General features: G+C 58.7%; 16 protein-coding genes. 3 read left to right on the top strand and 13 right to left on the bottom strand.

The window, feature by feature from the left end; all coding sequences use genetic code 11:
* Positions 1-197 precede the first annotated feature (197 nt).
* From ftsZ to BUC32_RS10675, 11 genes are all read right to left on the bottom strand, one after another.
* Entirely contained in the window at positions 198-1,826 is a 1,629-nt protein-coding gene (gene ftsZ, locus BUC32_RS10725) for a cell division protein FtsZ (RefSeq protein WP_073252434.1), read from the bottom strand.
* A 347-nt stretch (positions 1,827-2,173) separates the two neighbouring features.
* On the bottom strand, positions 2,174-3,508 hold the full coding sequence (gene ftsA / locus BUC32_RS10720; RefSeq protein WP_175556924.1) for a cell division protein FtsA: 1,335 nt from the start codon (positions 3,506-3,508) through the stop codon (positions 2,174-2,176).
* Positions 3,505-4,371 (bottom strand): cell division protein FtsQ/DivIB, encoded by an 867-nt coding sequence (locus BUC32_RS10715; protein ID WP_073252433.1) that lies wholly within the window; start codon positions 4,369-4,371, stop codon positions 3,505-3,507. Before BUC32_RS10715 ends, ftsA begins: the two co-directional genes overlap by 4 nt.
* A complete protein-coding gene (locus BUC32_RS10710) occupies positions 4,368-5,282 on the bottom strand; it encodes a D-alanine--D-alanine ligase (RefSeq protein ID WP_073252431.1) in 915 nt (304 codons plus the stop codon). Before BUC32_RS10710 ends, BUC32_RS10715 begins: the two co-directional genes overlap by 4 nt.
* Positions 5,283-5,368: 86 nt before the next feature.
* Entirely contained in the window at positions 5,369-6,292 is a 924-nt protein-coding gene (murB, locus tag BUC32_RS10705; RefSeq protein WP_073252429.1) for a UDP-N-acetylmuramate dehydrogenase, read from the bottom strand.
* Positions 6,293-6,352: 60 nt separating this feature from the next.
* Positions 6,353-6,604, bottom strand: a complete 252-nt coding sequence (locus BUC32_RS10700; protein WP_073252427.1) for a DUF2484 family protein — start codon at positions 6,602-6,604, stop codon at positions 6,353-6,355.
* The gene (locus BUC32_RS10695; protein ID WP_073252425.1) at positions 6,601-6,855 is read right to left on the bottom strand and encodes a DUF2484 family protein; all 255 of its coding nucleotides are present in this window, start codon (positions 6,853-6,855) and stop codon (positions 6,601-6,603) included. The genes BUC32_RS10700 and BUC32_RS10695 overlap by 4 nt, the downstream gene beginning before the upstream one ends.
* The gene (locus BUC32_RS10690; RefSeq protein WP_073252627.1) at positions 6,852-8,039 is read right to left on the bottom strand and encodes an APC family permease; all 1,188 of its coding nucleotides are present in this window, start codon (positions 8,037-8,039) and stop codon (positions 6,852-6,854) included. Before BUC32_RS10690 ends, BUC32_RS10695 begins: the two co-directional genes overlap by 4 nt.
* Before the next feature lie 103 nt (positions 8,040-8,142).
* Complete coding sequence (gene murC, locus BUC32_RS10685; RefSeq protein WP_073252423.1) at positions 8,143-9,537, bottom strand: UDP-N-acetylmuramate--L-alanine ligase; 1,395 nt, start codon at positions 9,535-9,537, stop codon at positions 8,143-8,145.
* 2 nt (positions 9,538-9,539) lie between these two features.
* On the bottom strand, positions 9,540-10,637 hold the full coding sequence (locus BUC32_RS10680; RefSeq protein WP_073252421.1) for a UDP-N-acetylglucosamine--N-acetylmuramyl-(pentapeptide) pyrophosphoryl-undecaprenol N-acetylglucosamine transferase: 1,098 nt from the start codon (positions 10,635-10,637) through the stop codon (positions 9,540-9,542).
* Complete coding sequence (locus BUC32_RS10675; RefSeq protein WP_073252419.1) at positions 10,634-11,800, bottom strand: peptidoglycan glycosyltransferase FtsW; 1,167 nt, start codon at positions 11,798-11,800, stop codon at positions 10,634-10,636. The genes BUC32_RS10680 and BUC32_RS10675 overlap by 4 nt, the downstream gene beginning before the upstream one ends.
* 243 nt (positions 11,801-12,043) lie before the next feature.
* On the opposite strand from BUC32_RS10675, the gene BUC32_RS10670 reads away from it, so the two are divergent.
* From BUC32_RS10670 to BUC32_RS10660, 3 genes are all read left to right on the top strand, one after another.
* Positions 12,044-12,919: a sulfotransferase domain-containing protein gene (locus tag BUC32_RS10670; protein ID WP_175556923.1), complete on the top strand. Its 876-nt coding sequence runs from the start codon at positions 12,044-12,046 to the stop codon at positions 12,917-12,919.
* Positions 12,920-13,017: 98 nt separating this feature from the next.
* Positions 13,018-14,205, top strand: a complete 1,188-nt coding sequence (locus BUC32_RS10665) for a BaiN/RdsA family NAD(P)/FAD-dependent oxidoreductase (RefSeq protein ID WP_073252417.1) — start codon at positions 13,018-13,020, stop codon at positions 14,203-14,205.
* Positions 14,206-14,360: 155 nt separating this feature from the next.
* Positions 14,361-14,987, top strand: a complete 627-nt coding sequence (locus BUC32_RS10660; protein WP_073252416.1) for a hypothetical protein — start codon at positions 14,361-14,363, stop codon at positions 14,985-14,987.
* A 57-nt stretch (positions 14,988-15,044) separates the two neighbouring features.
* Here the strand turns inward: BUC32_RS10660 and murD are convergent, their stop codons facing one another.
* Together murD and BUC32_RS10650 are read right to left on the bottom strand one after the other, a co-directional pair.
* Entirely contained in the window at positions 15,045-16,445 is a 1,401-nt protein-coding gene (gene murD / locus BUC32_RS10655; protein ID WP_073252415.1) for a UDP-N-acetylmuramoyl-L-alanine--D-glutamate ligase, read from the bottom strand.
* A gap of 238 nt (positions 16,446-16,683) precedes the next feature.
* Positions 16,684-17,955 carry a tetratricopeptide repeat protein gene (locus BUC32_RS10650; RefSeq protein ID WP_281248977.1) on the bottom strand — a complete coding sequence of 424 codons (1,272 nt, stop codon included), beginning with the start codon at positions 17,953-17,955 and terminating at the stop codon, positions 16,684-16,686.
* Between the last annotated feature and the right edge of the window lie 139 nt (positions 17,956-18,094).

Raw genomic sequence — 18,094 nt, 5'->3', positions numbered from 1 at the left:
CGACGCGGCACACCCCATTTGTTGCCGCACCTTGGAAGTAATTGAGAGGGCGGCGGTTCTCAACTCAAACATTGCAACGGCCTGAAACATCCCTGCACCCAATAGGCAAAACGCCGCCCAATAGCACTTAAACTACTGTAAACAAACAAAAAGACCGCCCATCAGGCGGTCTTTTTTCTGTAACATATGTTACAGTTTTAGTTTGCTTGGCGACGCAGGAAGGCCGGGATCTCAATGCGATCGGCTTCTTCGTCTGCTTCCGCCTCAGGCTGGGTCGCCTGAACGGCTGGCTGCTGGCGCATTTGTGGCTGCGCAGGACGCTGCCCCTCACCGGCATGACCGGTCATGCGGCCAATCAATGAGTTCAATCCAAACCCACCACGCCGAGGCTCTTCACTCAGTTCGGGCTCAGCCGCAACAGCTGGACGCGCAGGCGCCGCGCCGCCGGCCTTGCCAGCTGCCGTTCTCAGGCGCTGCAAAACTTCTGGCGACGGTGTTCCCAATGCCGGAGCCTTGGGGGCCACAAACTCTTCAACTTCGTCTTCTTCGTAAACGCTGGCCTGCTGCGCCGGGAACGGCGCGACGCGCGGCTGATAAGCGGGCGGTGGCAAATCATCAGAAGACTCAAAAGCCACCGGCTCGGAGGCGTCTTCAAAGATGTCTTCCATCTGCTCTTCGGCAGCGGCGCGCTCAGCATCCATATCACCAAACAGAGTCGGCTCTGGCGCGATGTGAGACGGCGCGTCTTCAACCTCGGCCACGATCTCCGCGGCTAGTGTCTCTTCTACTGGTTGTTCCAGAACATGCGGCTCAAGTGGCGCACGCATTGGGCGGCGTACCGGAATGTCGGCCGGAACCTCAAGCGCATCAATTCCAGTGGCGACCACTGACACGCGCATACCACCGTCGATGTCTTCATCCAGGGTCGAACCCACGATGATGTTGGCGTCTGGGTCCACCTCTTCGCGAATGCGGTTGGCGGCTTCGTCCAGTTCGAACAATGTCAGATCGTGGCCACCAGTGATATTGATCAGAACACCTTTGGCGCCGCGCAGGCTGATTTCGTCCAACAGCGGGTTGGCAATGGCCTTTTCGGCGGCCTGAATGGCGCGATCTTCGCCAGTGGCTTCACCGGTACCCATCATGGCTTTGCCCATCTCATCCATCACAGCGCGAACGTCGGCAAAGTCGAGGTTGATCAGACCCGGACGCACCATCAGGTCGGTGACGCCTTTGACACCCTGGTACAACACGTCATCCGCGAGGCTGAACGCCTCGGTGAACGTGGTCTTTTCAGTGGCCAGACGGAACAGGTTCTGGTTGGGAATGATGATCAGCGTGTCGACAACCTTTTGTAGGGCTTCGACACCCTCTTCGGCCTGACGCATCCGCTTGGCGCCTTCAAACTGGAAGGGTTTGGTCACAACGCCAACGGTCAGAACACCCAGTTCACGGGCGGCCTGTGCGATGATTGGAGCAGCACCCGTTCCGGTGCCGCCGCCCATGCCAGCGGTGATAAAGCACATGTGTGCGCCCGCCAGCTGGTCTACGATTTCTTCGATGCTTTCTTCAGCGGCAGCGGCCCCAACGGTTGCGCGCGCCCCTGCGCCCAAACCTTCGGTCACTTTCACACCCAACTGGATGCGGCCTGCTGATTTGCTTTGCTGAAGCGCCTGCGCGTCTGTGTTGGCCACAACGAAATCCACGCCATCCAGCGCCTTTTCGATCATGTTGTTCACAGCGTTGCCACCGGCACCACCTACTCCAAACACCGAGATACGGGGCTTCAGGTCTGCCTGTTCGGGCATCGTCAAATTCAAGGTCATAATGTCCGCCTGTCTGTATCGCCCTTTTCGGGCATTTTTCTGCCAATTAGGGTCATTATTAGCGAAGCTCTTATTAATCGTCATCAAAAAAAGCATCATTACCCACGAAATATGGACAGATTTTCGTAGAATCTCGCAGGATTTCGCCGAAATGAGCAGATATTGCGGTTCATGGCAATTAGGCACACAAAAGCCAGAAAGCCCGGCTCGCAACACGGCCGGGAGGCTTCAATAATTTATTTCAGAGACCTCTGCTCGGTCGCCTTGATCCGCTTGTCCCAGCGGTTGTGGATAACTTTAGGCCAATCAGACCCGCTCGTCACCCCCAAATCCGCCTTTTCAACACCTTACCAGTTGTCACGGAACCATTTGACGGCGCGCTTGATGGTGCGTGACGGATAGCGCTCAACCGGCAAATCAAAATCCCACCATTCATCCTGTGGATGGGTGGCAAACAGACACATGCCAACCGCTCCGGCAAACCCCGGCCCGGTTGCGGCCTGTGGCAGCCCGTGCACCCGCATTGGACGTCCCAAGCGCACTTGTTGACCTAAAATCTTAGAGGCCAGCCCGTCCAGACCCGGAATTTGGCTACCGCCGCCCGTCAGGACAATCTGCTGGCTGGGCAGATGTTCGAACCCGGCGGCATCAAGGCGCGCGCGGACTTCTTCCAGAATTTCTTCGACCCTTGGGCGCATGATGCCGATCAGCTCGGCCCGGCTCACGGTGCGACGGTCATGTTCCCAATCGCCCGTCTCGCCCTCAAGCTCGATCATCTCGCGGTCATCCATACCGGTGGCATGCACCCCGCCATAGAATGTCTTGATCCGCTCGGCAGTCGCCGCAGGCACCTGCAAGCCCATCGAGATGTCGCTGGTCACGTGATCGCCGCCCATGCGTACCGCGTCGGCATAGATCATATGCTTTTTCATAAAGATCGAAATGCTGGTCGACCCGCCGCCCAGATCAATACAGGCCGCGCCCAGCTCTTGTTCATCTTCGACCATGGCTGACAGACCGGCGACATAGGCCGAGGACGCAATCCCCGCCAGTTCCAGATCGCACCGTTTCACACATTGCGCCAGGTTCTGCACAGCAGTCGCGTCGACCGTCATCATATGCATGTCCGTGGCCAATTGCTGGCCCATCTGACCACGTGGATCAGACAGACCTGATCTGTTGTCCAATGCGAAATTCACCGGTTGGGCGTGCAGCACTTCGCGCCCTGCCCCGTATTCCGGCACATCACATTCGGCCAGCACCCGCGCCACATCCTGCTCGGTCACGATATGACCCTCAAGGTCAATCGATGCCGCAAGCCCATAAGAACGCGGCTCTGCTCCGGAAAAACAGGCAATCACATGGTCGACCCGGATATTGGCCATCTTTTGGGCGGCCTGAAGCGCTGTACGAATGGCGCGCTCGGTTTCCTGCATGGCGTCAATCTCGCCAAAACGCACCCCGCGGGACCGCGTCGTTGCCGCGCCAATCACGCGAAATCCGCTTTGCCCCGCCATCGGGCCAATGCCATCCGCCTCAGCCAGCTTTTCCGAGCCGTCAAACCGCAGAACCAGACAGGCAATCTTGGAACTGCCCACATCCAGAACTGCCACAACACCGCGTTGCATGGCCGCTTTGCGCATATTGCGCATGGCGCGCTGGGATTCATAAAGCTCGATCATTCTTTTGTCTTTCCAACCTGTATTTGACGAATGCGCCACCATTCTTCCACGGCACGTGGCGCAATGCGGATCGTCGGGCGGTTTGCCAGTCGCATGTCCACCACCTCGAGATCTCTTGAAAGCATGTCCTGCGCCTGACTCAGCGCAATGACCCTTTCCAATGCCTGAACTGCCCCTGTTTCGGGCAGCATGATGCGTTGGCCACGGTCCAAAACCACGTCCCAACGTCTTTCTCCCATGCGGACAACGCCACGCATGCGGCGCGACAACGGACCGGCAGCGGCATAAATCGTCAGCGCTTCGACCACATGGGTTTCGGCGCCTTCTCCGGCCATCAATGGCATGCCCGAATGCAGTTGCCGGGTCTTCGCGCGCGCCACGACAAAGCCATTCTCATCAACCAGATCCAGCCCCTGACGGGTCCGCCACAAGATCACCGGGTCGCGTTCTGTCACCGTCACCTGCATGATGCCACCGGGGCGAATACGCACAGTTGCGGATGCAACAGCAGGCAATCCCGCGATCTGATCCTGCAGATGCTCTAGTTCGAGATCAAACGAGCTGATCGGGAAATCGATCGGAACAATGTCGCGAATGTCTTCCGCAATGCCAATGCTGGCCCCATCAATGGCCATGACGTTGACCATAAATTCGGGCCGGGTTTCAATGCTGGTGCGAATGTCGTTGACGGCCATCACCAACCGATCGCGGTGTTTTTCATCCGACAACCAGATGCCCGCTGCCAGAAACACTAAAGAGAACGGCAAAAACACCCGCAGAAACAACCGAAACAACGGCGTCAGCATCAGGCGCTGATACTTGTAAGCCCATTTTGACGGGGCCGGATCACATTTCGCGCTCATCTGTTGCACGATGCATCCTCCACCATCCACGCGCAGAACGCGGCGAAATCCATGTCAATCGCATGGCCTTGTTCAGGCGCCAGAGAGGTCGGCGTCATGCCGGGCTGCGTGTTGGTCTCCAACAGGATCAACCCGTCCAGCCCGCGTGTTTCATCCCAACGAAAATCCGTACGGCTTACGCCGCGACAGCCCAGTGCCTCATGGGCGCGCACGGCATAGCTCAAACAAGCATCGAAAATCTCTTGCGGCACATCCGCAGGCACAATGTGGCGCGACCCGCCCTCCTTGTACTTGGCGTCATAGTCATACCAGCCGTCGGTCAGGATATCCGTGACCGTCAGCGCACGGTCCCCCATCACTGTTGTTGTTAACTCGCGCCCCGGCGCAAAGGTTTCAACCATCACCTGATCCGGCATGTCATCCGACAATTGCGGCGGGCCATTGGCTGCCTCATTGACCAGATAGACGCCAACAGAGGACCCTTCGTTATTGGGCTTCACCACATAAGGCGGGTCCATCACATGGCGGGCCTTCACCTCATCGCGGGGGGCGATGATACTGTCCATCACCGGCAAACCTGCCGCGCGGAAAACATCCTTTGATCTTTGCTTGTCCATCGCCAAAGCAGATGCCAGCACGCCGGAGTGGGTATAGGGAATTTGCATCCACTCAAGGATACCCTGCACGCAACCATCTTCGCCCCAGCGGCCATGCAAGGCGTTGAACACCACATCGGGTTGAATGTCCGCAAGACGCACAGCAAGATCGGGGCCTGCATCGACCTCAATCACTTCGAATCCACTTTCCCGCAGCGCGGCCACGCATTCTCGTCCGGATGTCAACGACACCTCGCGCTCAGCCGAGGGTCCACCCATTAATACCGCAACTTTGGGGCTTGTCCTGCTCGACATACCCAATGTGCCTCAATGTCCCGAGCCTTTTGGCTCTGTTTTATTGTCTTATCCGGCCGTTTTTTATGTTTGTGGTCCGGCGTTTTTTACGCGTTCGTTTCGCCGACGCGCATAATTTCCCATACTAGCGTTATTCCGCTGTTTTGGAAAACCTTTTTTCTGACCTCTTCGCCAAGATTTTCCAGATCTGCGGCAGTTGCGTCACCTGTGTTGATCATAAAGTTCGAATGCTTTTCGCTCATCTGCGCGCCACCCACTGTCGCGCCGCGCATTCCGGCATCATCAATCAGCTTCCAGGCCTTCAGGTCATGCACGTCATCCGCCTGCCCCGTGCTGGAAAATCCAGCCGGATTTCGAAACGTGCTGCCGGCTGTGCGATCTTTGGTCGGTTGCGTCGCGTCCCGCTTGGCCAACTGGTCCGCCATGCGCGTGGCCAGGACCTCGGGATCGCCAGAGGGGCCTTCGAATGTGGCCTCAAAAATCACCCAGCCTTCGGGCAAATCGGTTTGGCGGTACTGAAAGTTAAGGTCTTCTGCGCTCAGCGTAACAATCTCGCCCGCGCGCGTCACCGCACGTGCACTGACAAACACATCCGCCACGTAGGATCCATAACAGCCCGCATTCATCCTGACCGCGCCACCGATTGCACCGGGAATGGTACGCAGGAATGTAAGATCCACGCCGCCTTCTGCGGCTTTCCGCGCCACATGCGCATCCAGCGCGGCCACACCCGCCGTCACGCGATTGCCGTCAACTTCAATGCCATTGAACCCCCGGCCCATGCGGACTACCACCGCCCGCAAGCCCCCGTCCCGCACAATCAGGTTCGATCCAACCCCCATGGGAAACACCGACACATCCTCAGGAAGGGCGCACAGAAATGCCGCCAGATCGTCCACATCCGCCGGCTGAAACAGCCAATCCGCAGGCCCGCCCACACGCAACCACGTCAGATCGGACAGCAACCGCTGCTCGGTCAACTTGCCGCGAACGTCTGGCATTTGGGTCATGTGGAAGCGCTCCTTGATTGGGGCGGGTTTTGCGCGAGGGCATGCACAAAGGCAAGCCCGTTAAGATCTTACCAGCCGCTCTTTGATCCAGCGCCACGTATAAATCACCGGCCAGCGCATGATCCACATCGCAGCCACGAGGAAAACCAGCGCGATCCAGATGCCATTTTGCCACCACACATAGATCAGGATCGGCACCCCGATGGCGATCAGCCCATAGGCAAATCTCCACAGGTTGTCTTTGCTGGGAAACATGGCGCGCACGTTTGCCGCCAGCATCCAGATCAACGCCAGGATCAACGACAGGTTCATTCCGGCAGCTCCGGTTTTTCACCGCGCGCGCGTTTCCACAGGTATCGCAACGGGTTGCGGAACATCGACACAAAGGCAAACAGCGCCGCCAGCCCGACCCACATGCCATAGTCCCACCAGATCGCCCCGATCAGGACCGGGGCCGCAAGCAACAAGGCCACGCCGGGTACATATTGCCGTCGCATGGGCAGCATCGCCACCACCGTCGCCGCCACCACCCAAAAACACGCAAGGATCAGGGAAAGGGTCATAAGACATCCACCAGATTAAAGGCCAAAGCCGCCGCCGAAAGGATCAAACCGCTCACCGGCACAATCATCGGCACCCGAAACGGTGCTTCGGGGTTTTTACGTTTCAACACAATCAGGGCGAAGTTTACAATCACAAACACTGTCAAAAGGATTTGTGATGTGGCTTCGGCCAAAACACTAACATTCAAAAACAGCGCCGCGACAATCACCGCGCCCCCAACCAACAGGCTGGCCAAAACCGGCGTGCCGGTACGCGGATGGGCATGGTGGAACACCGCCAGAAACGGCGTGCGCCGCCCAAGACCAAACAAAACGCGGCTGGCCATGACAATCTGTGCCAACACGCCATTCAGGGCGGCAAACACGGCGATGGATGACAAAAACCGCCCGTCCCCGCCCATACCGATCTGCCACACCAAAGCCAAAGGCTTTTCACTACCTGCCAAAAGCGACAAAGGCACAGCGCGAACCGTGGCCACTGCGACCAGCGCATAAATCAAAGTTGTCACGCCCAGCGCGATTAAAATAGCCCGCGGCATCGTGCGCTCGGGGTTTGAGACCTCTTCGGCCATGTTCACGATGTCTTCAAAGCCGATAAAGGCAAAAAACGCGAGCACCGCCCCGGCCCCGATCCCGGTCCAAACCGGCGCTGGCAATGCCGTCCAATCGGGCACCGCGGGCGCGGTCATGCCGGCCCAGACCACCAAAACCAACCCCAGCAATTCCACCACTGTAAACACGGCGGCTAACGACAGGCTTTCCATGACGCCAAAAATTGCCACCGCCGTCAGCGCCGCCCCGATCCCAACGATGGACCAGCCCCAGGGCACATCCAGAACGATGGTAAGATAGCCGACACCGCCCCGCAGAACCGCCGCCGCCGAAATCATGCCAACGGCGACAATGGCCAGCCCCACCAGCACGGCCAGAGTTTGCGAATTCAGGCTCTTGCCCACAAAGGCCGCCTCTCCGGCAGCTTCGGGAATGCGCGATGAAAACTCTGAATAGCTGAGCGCGGTTGGCGCAGCGATCACCCCTGCGAGAAGAAAAGCCATCGGCGCCCAAAGTCCGGCTTCACCCGCCACAGCCCCGACCAGAACATAGATACCGGCCCCAACCATAACCCCGACGCCATAGGCCGTCAGCAACCCAAGTCCAACACGCCGTTTCAGATGTTCAGCCATTTCCACCCGCTCCACACAGCCCGTTCACAGGCCGGATTTCACACTTTGCAATTTCCGCCCGCCGGAGACATCCGCGGTCACACTTGCAAAACCGACTTTGGACTTACGCAAGCCGGGCTGGCAAGCCATTGGCCCAGGCGCTAATTGTCCCAGCCCCAAGGCACACCACGATATCGCCGGGTTTGGCTTCGGCGCGCACCAAGGCTTCCAAATCGTCCTCTGTATCGACGGCCACGGCGTGGCGATGCCCATGGGCCACCAGTCCTGCCACCAGATCATCGCGCGACGCGCCCTCAATGGGGTCTTCTCCCGCCGCGAATACTTCGGCAATGCCAACCACATCGGCCTCGTTGAAACAGGCACAGAAATCCTCAAACAACGAATGCAGACGCGTGTAGCGATGCGGCTGATGCACCGCGATCACCCGACCTTCGCAGGCATGGCGCGCGGCCTTGAGCACGGCACTGATTTCAACCGGATGATGACCATAGTCGTCAATGATCGGAATGCCCTGCCAGTCACCCACTCGGGTAAAGCGGCGGTTCACGCCCCCAAATTGCTTAAGCGCTTCGCGGATTTCGCTTTTCTTCATGCCCAGATGCCGCGCCACTGCCACCGCACTCAGCGCGTTGGACACATTGTGATCCCCCGGCATTGGCAGGCTGCAATTTTCAATCACATCGTTTTCGCCCTGTAGCTGAATATCAAAATGCGCCACGCCCGCCTTATAGGTCAGGTTCACTGCGCGCACATCAGCCTGCGCATTAAAACCAAAGGTCACCACCCGGCGGTCGGTCAGCTTGCCCACCAGCGTTTGCACGTCCGGGTCATCCGTGCAGCATACGGCCAGACCGTAAAAGGGGATGTTTGAGACAAATTCTTCAAACCCGCGATGCAGGTTTTCCTCGGTGCCCCAATGCTCCATGTGCTCGGGGTCAATATTGGTGACAATCGCAATTGTGGCCGGCAGGCGATTGAACGTGCCATCGCTTTCGTCTGCTTCCACGACCATCCACTCGCCGTCACCGACGCGGGCATTTGAATCATAGGCATGAATGATGCCGCCATTGATCACCGTCGGGTCAAATTTCCCGTGATCCAGCAACGCCGCCACCATGGTTGTGGTGGTGGTTTTGCCATGGGTCCCGGCCACGGCCACGTTGGATTTCAGACGCATCAGTTCGGCCAGCATCTCGGCACGTCGCACCACGGGCAGGCCCCGACGCCGCGCCTCATCCAGCTCTGGGTTGCCCGGCTTGATGGCCGATGAAATCACCACAACCTCGGCATTCTCAAGGTTTTCCGCCTTTTGCCCAATGAACAGCGTCGCACCCCGATCCACCAGACGATCGGTGATCTTTGACGCCTTCAAATCCGAGCCCTGTACCACATAGCCATGGTTCAACAGGACTTCTGCAATACCGGACATGCCGATGCCGCCCATGCCCACAAAGTGAATTGACCCAACGTCGCCCGGAAGTTTTGTGGCTGCGCTCATCTTTACTCTTCCTTACTTGCCAGCATTTCAACCAAGGCCACCAGCTCCTGAGTAGCTTCAGGCTTGCCCACGGAAAGGGCGGCCCGCGCCATCTGCAAAGCCCCCTCGGGGTTGGTCAGAATATTGCTGATCTGCTGTGTCATGCTTTCTTTTGTCAGCTGGCTTTCCGGGATCAGGATCGCCCCGCCCGCATCGACGAGCCCACGCGCGTTGGCGGTCTGATGATCACCGGTCGCCGCGGCAAATGGGATCAGGATCGACGGCCGCCCAATCACGCTGATGTCCGCCACACTTGATGCGCCCGAGCGCGAGATTACCAGCTGCGCTTCACTCATCCGGGTGGGCACATCATGGAAAAACGGCTGCACATCCGCGTTGATGCCAGCTTCGGCATAAAACGCACTCACCCGCTCGCCATCTTCATCACGGGCCTGATGGCTCACGCGGATATTGCGCAATAAACCTTCGGGCAACGCCGCAATCGCTCCGGGCACCGTATCGGACAGAATGCGTGCACCTTGCGAGCCGCCGATCACCAGAATGGACATCGGATAATCACCGGGCGAGATATACGCCGCTCCGGCCCGCTCCAACACGGCGCCGCGCACCGGATTACCGGTATGCGCGCCCTCAATACCTTTGGGCAATTCCGTCGGCCATGTGCCGCAGGCCACCGCATCCACACGCGGGGCAAACTTTTCATTCACACGCCCCAGAACGCCGTTCTGTTCATGGATCATCCGTGGCAATTTCATCAGCCACGCCGCGCCTACGGACGGGATCGACGGATAGCCGCCAAATCCAACAACCACCTCGGGGCGATCCTTACGAAACCGCATCATCGTGGACATCACCCCCCCCAGAATGCGAAATGGCACCGCCAGCTTGGCCAAGGCACCTCCGCGCGCAAACGTGGCGCTCGACACTTCTTCAATCTCAACTGTATGGGGAAATCCAGCCGTGTAGCGCGCGCCACGTGCATCCGTGGTCAGCTTAACCCGCCAGCCCTTGCGCAACATCACTTCGGCCAGCGCCTGCGCCGGGAACATATGGCCTCCGGTGCCGCCTGCCGCAATCACCAGCAATGGCTTTGGTCTCATCTCACATGTCCTCGCAGCAGGTCGCCAATCTCGCCCTGTGGGCGGGTGCGGGTAAACGCCAAAAGCATGCCAACTGCAATCCCCCCTGCGATCAGAGAAGACCCACCATAACTCACAAACGGCAAAGTCATGCCCTTGGAGGGCAACAGCCGCACGGCCACGCCCATATTAATCATCGCCTGCACGCCAAACATCGCCGCAAGCCCGGTGCCCGCCAGTCGAATAAACGGATTTCTTTCTCGCATCAGCCGGAAGAAACTGCGCACCACCACCAGCGAAAACAGGGCAATCACCACCAACACCAGGATCAGCCCGTATTCTTCTGCTGCCACTGCGATGATAAAGTCAGTATGTGCATCCGGCAAAGACCACTTCACCTGCCCCTCACCGACGCCAACACCATACAGACCACCTTCCTGAATGGCGTTGGTGGCATAGCCGATTTGCGTGGTCGGATCGACCGAGCGATCCAGAAAGCCGTCAATACGTCGGGCAAAATGTTCCGAGTTCAGATAGGCAAATCGCGCCGCCGGATAGATACCGACAATGATCGCACCAATCAGGGTCATTGGCGCACCAGAGACGAAATACATCACCGCCCAGCCAAACAACACAAGGCTCGCCTGCCCAAAGTCGGGCTGCATCGCCAGCATCAGAACAATGGTGATCATCAGCATAAATGACCACATCCGCCCCGGAGGGCCGTTAATCTCTTCATTGGCCGCCATCAGCCATGCCGCGACGACCACAAATCCCGGTTTCAGAAACTCAGAGGGCTGCAAACTGGCAAAGCCCAGCGAATACCAGCGCACAGCGCCCTTGCCAAAATCCGTGCCGAAAAATGGCAACCCGATCAGCGCCACAAAGGCCGCCAGAAAACCCAATGTCGCCAGTCTGCGCACCAGCACCGGGCTCATCATCGACGTGAGCAGCATTGCGCATAACGCAGCACTGCCGAAAATCACCTGTTTTTGCACGTAATGAAACGGCGCAAAGCCGTTTTTGGCCGCCAGCGGCGGTGACGCCGCCATGCCCAAAAGCAACCCGATCCCAAACAGGACCAACACTGCAACCATGGACCACTTGTCCACAGTTCGCCACCACTTGGGAAGAACTGGCTCGCCGTCCTGAACGGGGAGCGCGCCATACACCATCTCTGTCATCGGGATACCGCCGAATACTGCCTCTGATACGCCCGTTTTCCGGGTCTGTGCTGCACTCTAACACGCAGCCAGACTCTTGCATAGAGTCGCCGTGCCCCCCGGCAACATGACCCCAGCAAATTTCCGCCCGGACACCCCCCCGCCTGCCGGACAATGGATGCCAGGCAATCTTGTCTGACCGACCCGCCGTTTGCCTTTTCACCGCTGCCTGCCATACTGCCAGCGCGGAACAGGAGGCACCCCATGGCCAATCAGGAACAGCGTCGCCCCTACAAAGGGTCGATCACCAACACCGACCGCTGGGCTCATTTCGACCATCGCCCCGGAGACGTCTTTGTCTGCACCCCCCCGAAATGCGGCACCACATGGACCAGCACCATTGTCACCATGCTGTGTCAGGGCGACACCGACATTGCCCCACAGGACCTGATCCATTGGGTAGATGCCGAGGTGATCCCGCTTACAGACGTCACCCGTGGCCTTGCGGCTCAAACCGGACAACGCTGCATCAAAACCCATACGCCGTTTGATGGCATTCCCCGGTTTGATGATGCGCATTACATTGCCGTCTACCGTCACCCGGTCGATATGTTGTTTTCCCTGCGCAAACATCTGGCCAATGAGAAACACGGAGAACCTGAAGACCCCTACCTTGGGTCATCAGACGCCGCACTCAGGCATTTTGTTGAAAGCTCTGAAGACCCCGAGGATTTTGACTTTGACTGCCTTGCCACGTTCCTCGCACACTATCACAGCTACGCGGCACAGCCCCGCCCGGCGAACCTCCTGATACTGCACTATGCCGACATGCTGGCCGATCCCGGCAAGGCCATTCGCCAGATTGCCCACCACATTGGCCTCTCGCCCGACCCGGCATTTCTGGACGCGGTGCAAGAAGCCACGTCTTTCAGTTCAATGAAATCTCAACCCGAGCGCTTCACGCCTTTCGCAGATCAAGGCTTCTGGCGTGACCCACAGGCGTTTTTCCACTCGGCCGGAACCCACAAATGGCAGGGCCAGCTCAGCGACGCCTCGATGACGCTCTATCATGAGAAAATGCGCCAGTCTCTGCCCGAGACGCAGATCACATGGATCGAAAACGGCGGCCCGCAACCTTGACGCCTCCACCCCGGCCACCAACCAGCAGGTCGGCCAATCTTGTCCGACTTACCACTGCCCCTTGACCCGCCTGCCCACATCAGGCACCCCCGCAGCCAATGCAGTATGACACGATCATCCTTGGCGCCGGGGCCGCTGGCATGATGTGCGCCGCCCACGCGGGCGGGCGCAGCATTGTGCTGGATCACGCCAAAGCCCCGGGCGAAAAGATCCGCATTTCCGGCGGCGGTCGCTGCAATTTCACCAACATGTATGCGGGGCCGGAAAATTTCCTGTCTCAGAACCCGCATTTCTGCAAATCCGCCCTCACGCGCTATACCCAATGGGACTTTATCGACCTGATCACGCGCCACGGCATTGCCTACCACGAAAAAACCCTTGGCCAGCTGTTCTGCGACAACAGCGCGAAAGACATCATCACCATGCTGTGCGCCGAAATGGACAAGGTGGGCGCCGAACTACAGATCAACACGTCGATCCTGTCCGTCACCCACGACGGCCAACGCTTCAAGGTTGTGACCAAAGCCCAGGGAACCCTGCAAACCCTGACCGCGCCCAATCTGGTGCTGGCCACGGGTGGTAAATCCATCCCCAAAATGGGGGCTACGGGTCTGGCGTATGACATTGCCCAGCAGTTTGGCCTGTCCCTGATTGAAACCCGCCCCGGACTCGTGCCGTTTACCTTTGCCGAAGACCGTTTCAAACCACTTGCTGGCGCGGCTCTTCCGGTGCGCGCCATGGCCAATGGTCCCGCTTTTGACGAAGCCCTGCTGTTCACCCATCGTGGATTGTCCGGCCCGGCCATTCTGCAAATCAGTTCTTACTGGCACGAAGGCGAAAACGTTGTTCTTAACCTCCTGCCTGATGTCGATCCGTTTGAGACACTCAAGGCCAAACGCAAAACCGACGGTCGCCGCAATCTCTCAACAGTTCTGGCGCAAATGTTGCCCTCCCGGCTTGCCGAGTTTCTGTCCAAAGACTGGGCCCTGACAGGCAATCTGGCCGATCAAAGCGACGCCAAACTCCAAGATTTGTCAAACCGCCTGACCAACTGGCAGCTGCGCCCCTCGGGCACCGAAGGCTATCGCACCGCCGAAGTCACGCTTGGCGGCATCGACACTGACGGGCTGTCTTCGCGCACTATGGAGGCCAAATCCCAACCCGGCCTTTATGTGATTGGCGAGGCCGTGGATGTCACCGGCTGGCTGGGTGGGTTTAACTTTCAATGGGCATGGTCGTCCGGTTGGGCGGCGGGTATGGCGATACGCGATAAGGCCCGGGCCTGATCTGGATCGCAAACTAATTATCCATTCCTGCGGATCGTCAAAAGAGATCGTATCTGTACAACACTTGCAATTTTTCTGTCCGACCGCGCCGCCTGTATTTCCACACCACACATAAGCATGTCATATAGTGGGTAACACGAGAAGGAATTCTAGAGATGCAAAAATCACTAACAGCCATTGCCATTTCTCTCGGATTTACAGCAGCTTCACCAACCTTGGCCGATGGAATTTACTATGGTTTCGGCCTCGGATTCGCGTCTGCCGAATCCGAACAAGGCGGCGGCGGTGTCGGCTTTTCCGAACTTGAGTCAGCCATGCTGGGTGTCACCACCGGGTACAAATGGAATGTAAACTCTGGTTTTGCGGCCCTTGAAATGGATGCTGATCTGTCTTTTGGCCAGGAAACTGAGAACACTGTAACGGGGTTTGCCTGTTCCAGCGGCGCCACAGGCGCCTATTTCTGCACCCACGACGCAACCATCCGCCTGCGCGGCATCTATGGTGCGCCCGTCGGCAACGGATGGAGCATCTTCGGTGCACTCGGCTACGGCTTTGTCTCTGGAACCGGCGCGATATCGCCAGCAACCACTGCCAAAGCCATAACTGGCGGTGTCACTGCAGGTCTGGGCATTCAGAAACAGATCGGTGGCGGCACGCTGAGGGTCGAATTCATTCACGACAACTTTTCAAGCGGCGTTAAAAAAGCTGATGCTGGTGGTTTTTTGTACACACCAACATGGGAAGCCAACACATTGAAAGCGACCTATCTCATCAACTTCTAATAACGGGTTGAGTGATGACACCCCTCGCACAGGGCCGCCCCGTGGCCCTGTTTTCGTTTAGCCGGTCTGCGCTGCAACCTCGGCCATGAAATCCTCGCCGCGTTTTTCAAAACTGTCGTACTGATCGAAACTCGCCGCAGCCGGGGCCAACAACACGGTATCACCCTCTTCTGCCTCAGCGACTGCGCGCGCCACCGCGTCTTGCATGGTCGTGCACACCTCGGCCTCAACACCCTTGAGCTGCATGGCAAAACCCGCGGCCTCGCGACCGATCACATAGGCCTTTACAACCTCGCCAGCGGCTTCTGCCAAATCCCCCACGCCGCCTTCTTTTTCCAACCCGCCACAAATCCAGCGGATGCGCTTGAACGCCCCAAGCGCCATTTTGGCGGCGTCCACATTGGTGGCTTTGCTGTCGTTCACATAAGTGACACCATCTGCCTCAGCCACGATCTGACTGCGATGCGGCAAGCCGCCAAAAGACTGAAACCCGGCCTCAATCACCCGCGGCGCCAGCCCCAAAGTCCGGCACACCGCATAGGCGGCACAGGCGTTTTGATGGTTATGAACACCCGGCAAACCTTTGATGGCGCGCAGATCAATCGACCCCGCCTGCCGCCCTTTGCGGTACTCTGACAGGAACCCCTTTTTGGCGAACACATTCCACCCCGGTCCCGATAGCTTTTGATCGACAGACACCCGGATCACCCGGTCATCCGCCGCCGCCATCGACAGTTGCCCGGCCAGAAACGCGCCCTCGGCCTCATCAATGCCAATCACCGCGCGATCCGGCCCACCTTCGGCAAACAACCTGCGCTTGGCCGCGAAATAGCCGCCCATCCCGCCATGCCGGTCCAGATGATCGGGGCTGAGATTGGTAAACACCGCGATATCCGGCGTGAGGCTGCGGGCCAGTTCCGTCTGATAACTCGACAGTTCCAGCACCACCACATCGCCGTCCACCGCCGGTTCAATATCCAACACCCCCCGGCCAATATTACCCGCCAATTGCGTGGGCCGCTGGGCATGCTCCAACACGTGATGGATCAGCGCCGAGGTGGTGGATTTGCCGTTTGATCCGGTCACCGCCACCACCTTGGGCATGACCTCAAGGTTGTCCCACTCGGGCGTGGCAAAGGATCGGAAAAACAACCCGATGTCATTGTCCACCGGCACGCCCGCGTTCAGCGCCGCCGTCACAACCGGGTTCGGCCCGGGGTACAAATGCGGAATGCCGGGCGACACGATCAGCGCCGATATGTCCTCAAACGCACCCTGCGTCATCAGGTTTGCACAGACAAACCCCTCTTCCTCGGCCCGCGCGCGCGCCTCCGGGTTGTCATCCCAACAGATCGCCGTCGCCTTGCCCTCATGCAAAGCCCGCGCCGTCGCCATGCCCGACCGCCCAAGACCCAACACGGCCACTTTGTGATTTTCAAACCCTCTGACCGGGATCATGCCACTGCCCTCATTTGATGTTGAGATATGGCTAAAGGATTGTGGGGGGTTTGGAAAGATACGCAGAAGTTGAGGCGTCGTTTTACAAATACTTCATCTAGGTCATCGTCGCGCCCGGCCCGAGGGTGGGTGCGCAACGCGCCCGCCATCTCGCCAAAGGCCCGCCCATAGTCGGCGCACCTCTGGTGCGACGGAGGCGGGTCGGACGCGTGCATGATGCAAGCATCATGTAAAAGAGTCATTCCGGTTCGTCTTTGGCCATTTTGGCAAGGAGGGCGTCGAGGTTTTCCTGCCCCCGAACCGTATTGGGATGATCCGCTCCCAGCGTATTCTCACGGATTTCCAGCGCCTCGCGAAACAGCCCCTCGGCCTCGTCATATCGCCCTTGCGCCTGCAACACCCCGGCAAGGTTGTTGAGGTCGGTGGCATAGTTCGGATGCTGCGTGCCGATGGTGGCCTTGTCGATCTCCAGCGCCTCGCGGTACAGCCCCTCGGCCTCGTCATATCGCCCTTGCGCCTGCAACACCCCGGCAAGGTTGTTGAGACGGGTGGCATAACCCGGATGCTGCGCCCCAATCGTCGCCTTGCCGATCTCCAGCGCCTCACGAAACAGCCCCTCGGCCTCGTCATACCGGCCCTGCGCCTGCACCACCCCAGCAAGGTTGTTGAGGCGGGTGGCATAGTCCGGATGCTGCGCCCCAATCGTCGCCTTGCCGATTTCCAGCGCCTCGCGGTACAGCCCCTCGGCCTCGTCATATCGCCCTTGCGCCTGCAACACCCCGGCAAGGTTGTTGAGGTCGGTAGCAAAGTCAGGATGCTGCGTGCCGATGGTGGCCCTGTCGATCTCCAGCGCCTCGCGGTACAGCCCCTCGACCTCGTCATATCGCCCTTGCGCCTGCACCACTCCGGCAAGGTTGTTGAGGTGGGCGGCAAAGTCCGGATGCAGTTCTCCTATCGTCGTCTTGGCGATCTCCAACGCCTCGCGGTACAGACCCTCAGCCTCGTCATATCGCCCTTGCGCCTCCACCACCAAGGCAAGGTTGTTGAGGTGGGTGGCATACCCCGGATGCTGCGTGCCAATCGTCGCCTTGCCGATCTCCAGCGCCTCGCGAAACAGCCCCTCGGCATCTTTATACCGCCCTTGCGCATCTAGGGTTATTGCGTGTTCATTCAGCGCCTCTGCCAGCTTTTCTGGTTCATCCAGCTTTCGCGCCTGTTTCAAAAGCGCAGTTCCAAAGCGCGACGCCGCGTCATACTGCCCGGCCCGCCATGCAAATTCTCGTGCCTTTTGCAGATTCTGGAACCCCGGCTTTTCTTCCAGATCAACCGCCCGCGCGTAGTGTTCCGCGGCATCCGCCCAACGCACTTCGGCTTCGGCAATCTCTCCGCGCCCAAAGGCCGCGCGGGCGGCTTCTTCGACCTCAGGCCTGCGCCGTTCTTCGATCTCGGCAAACAGATCATCGGCAATCGAATAGTCACCCTTCTCCAACGCCACCCGCGCCTCGGCCAGACGGTCGCCGCCGATTTCATTGCCAGATCGTTCCAGAAGAGCTTCTAAAGCGGCGAGCTTGAAAGCTGAATCATGGGATTCCCATTTGGTTTGATTTGTGATTCATCCTGATTGGGAGGATGTTTTATGTCAGCAGCGC

The sequence above is a fragment of the Shimia gijangensis genome, from assembly GCF_900142085.1.
Taxonomy (GTDB): domain Bacteria; phylum Pseudomonadota; class Alphaproteobacteria; order Rhodobacterales; family Rhodobacteraceae; genus Shimia; species Shimia gijangensis.
Note: the sequence above shows the minus strand (reverse complement) of the source record. Positions and strands in the feature narration are given on the sequence as shown.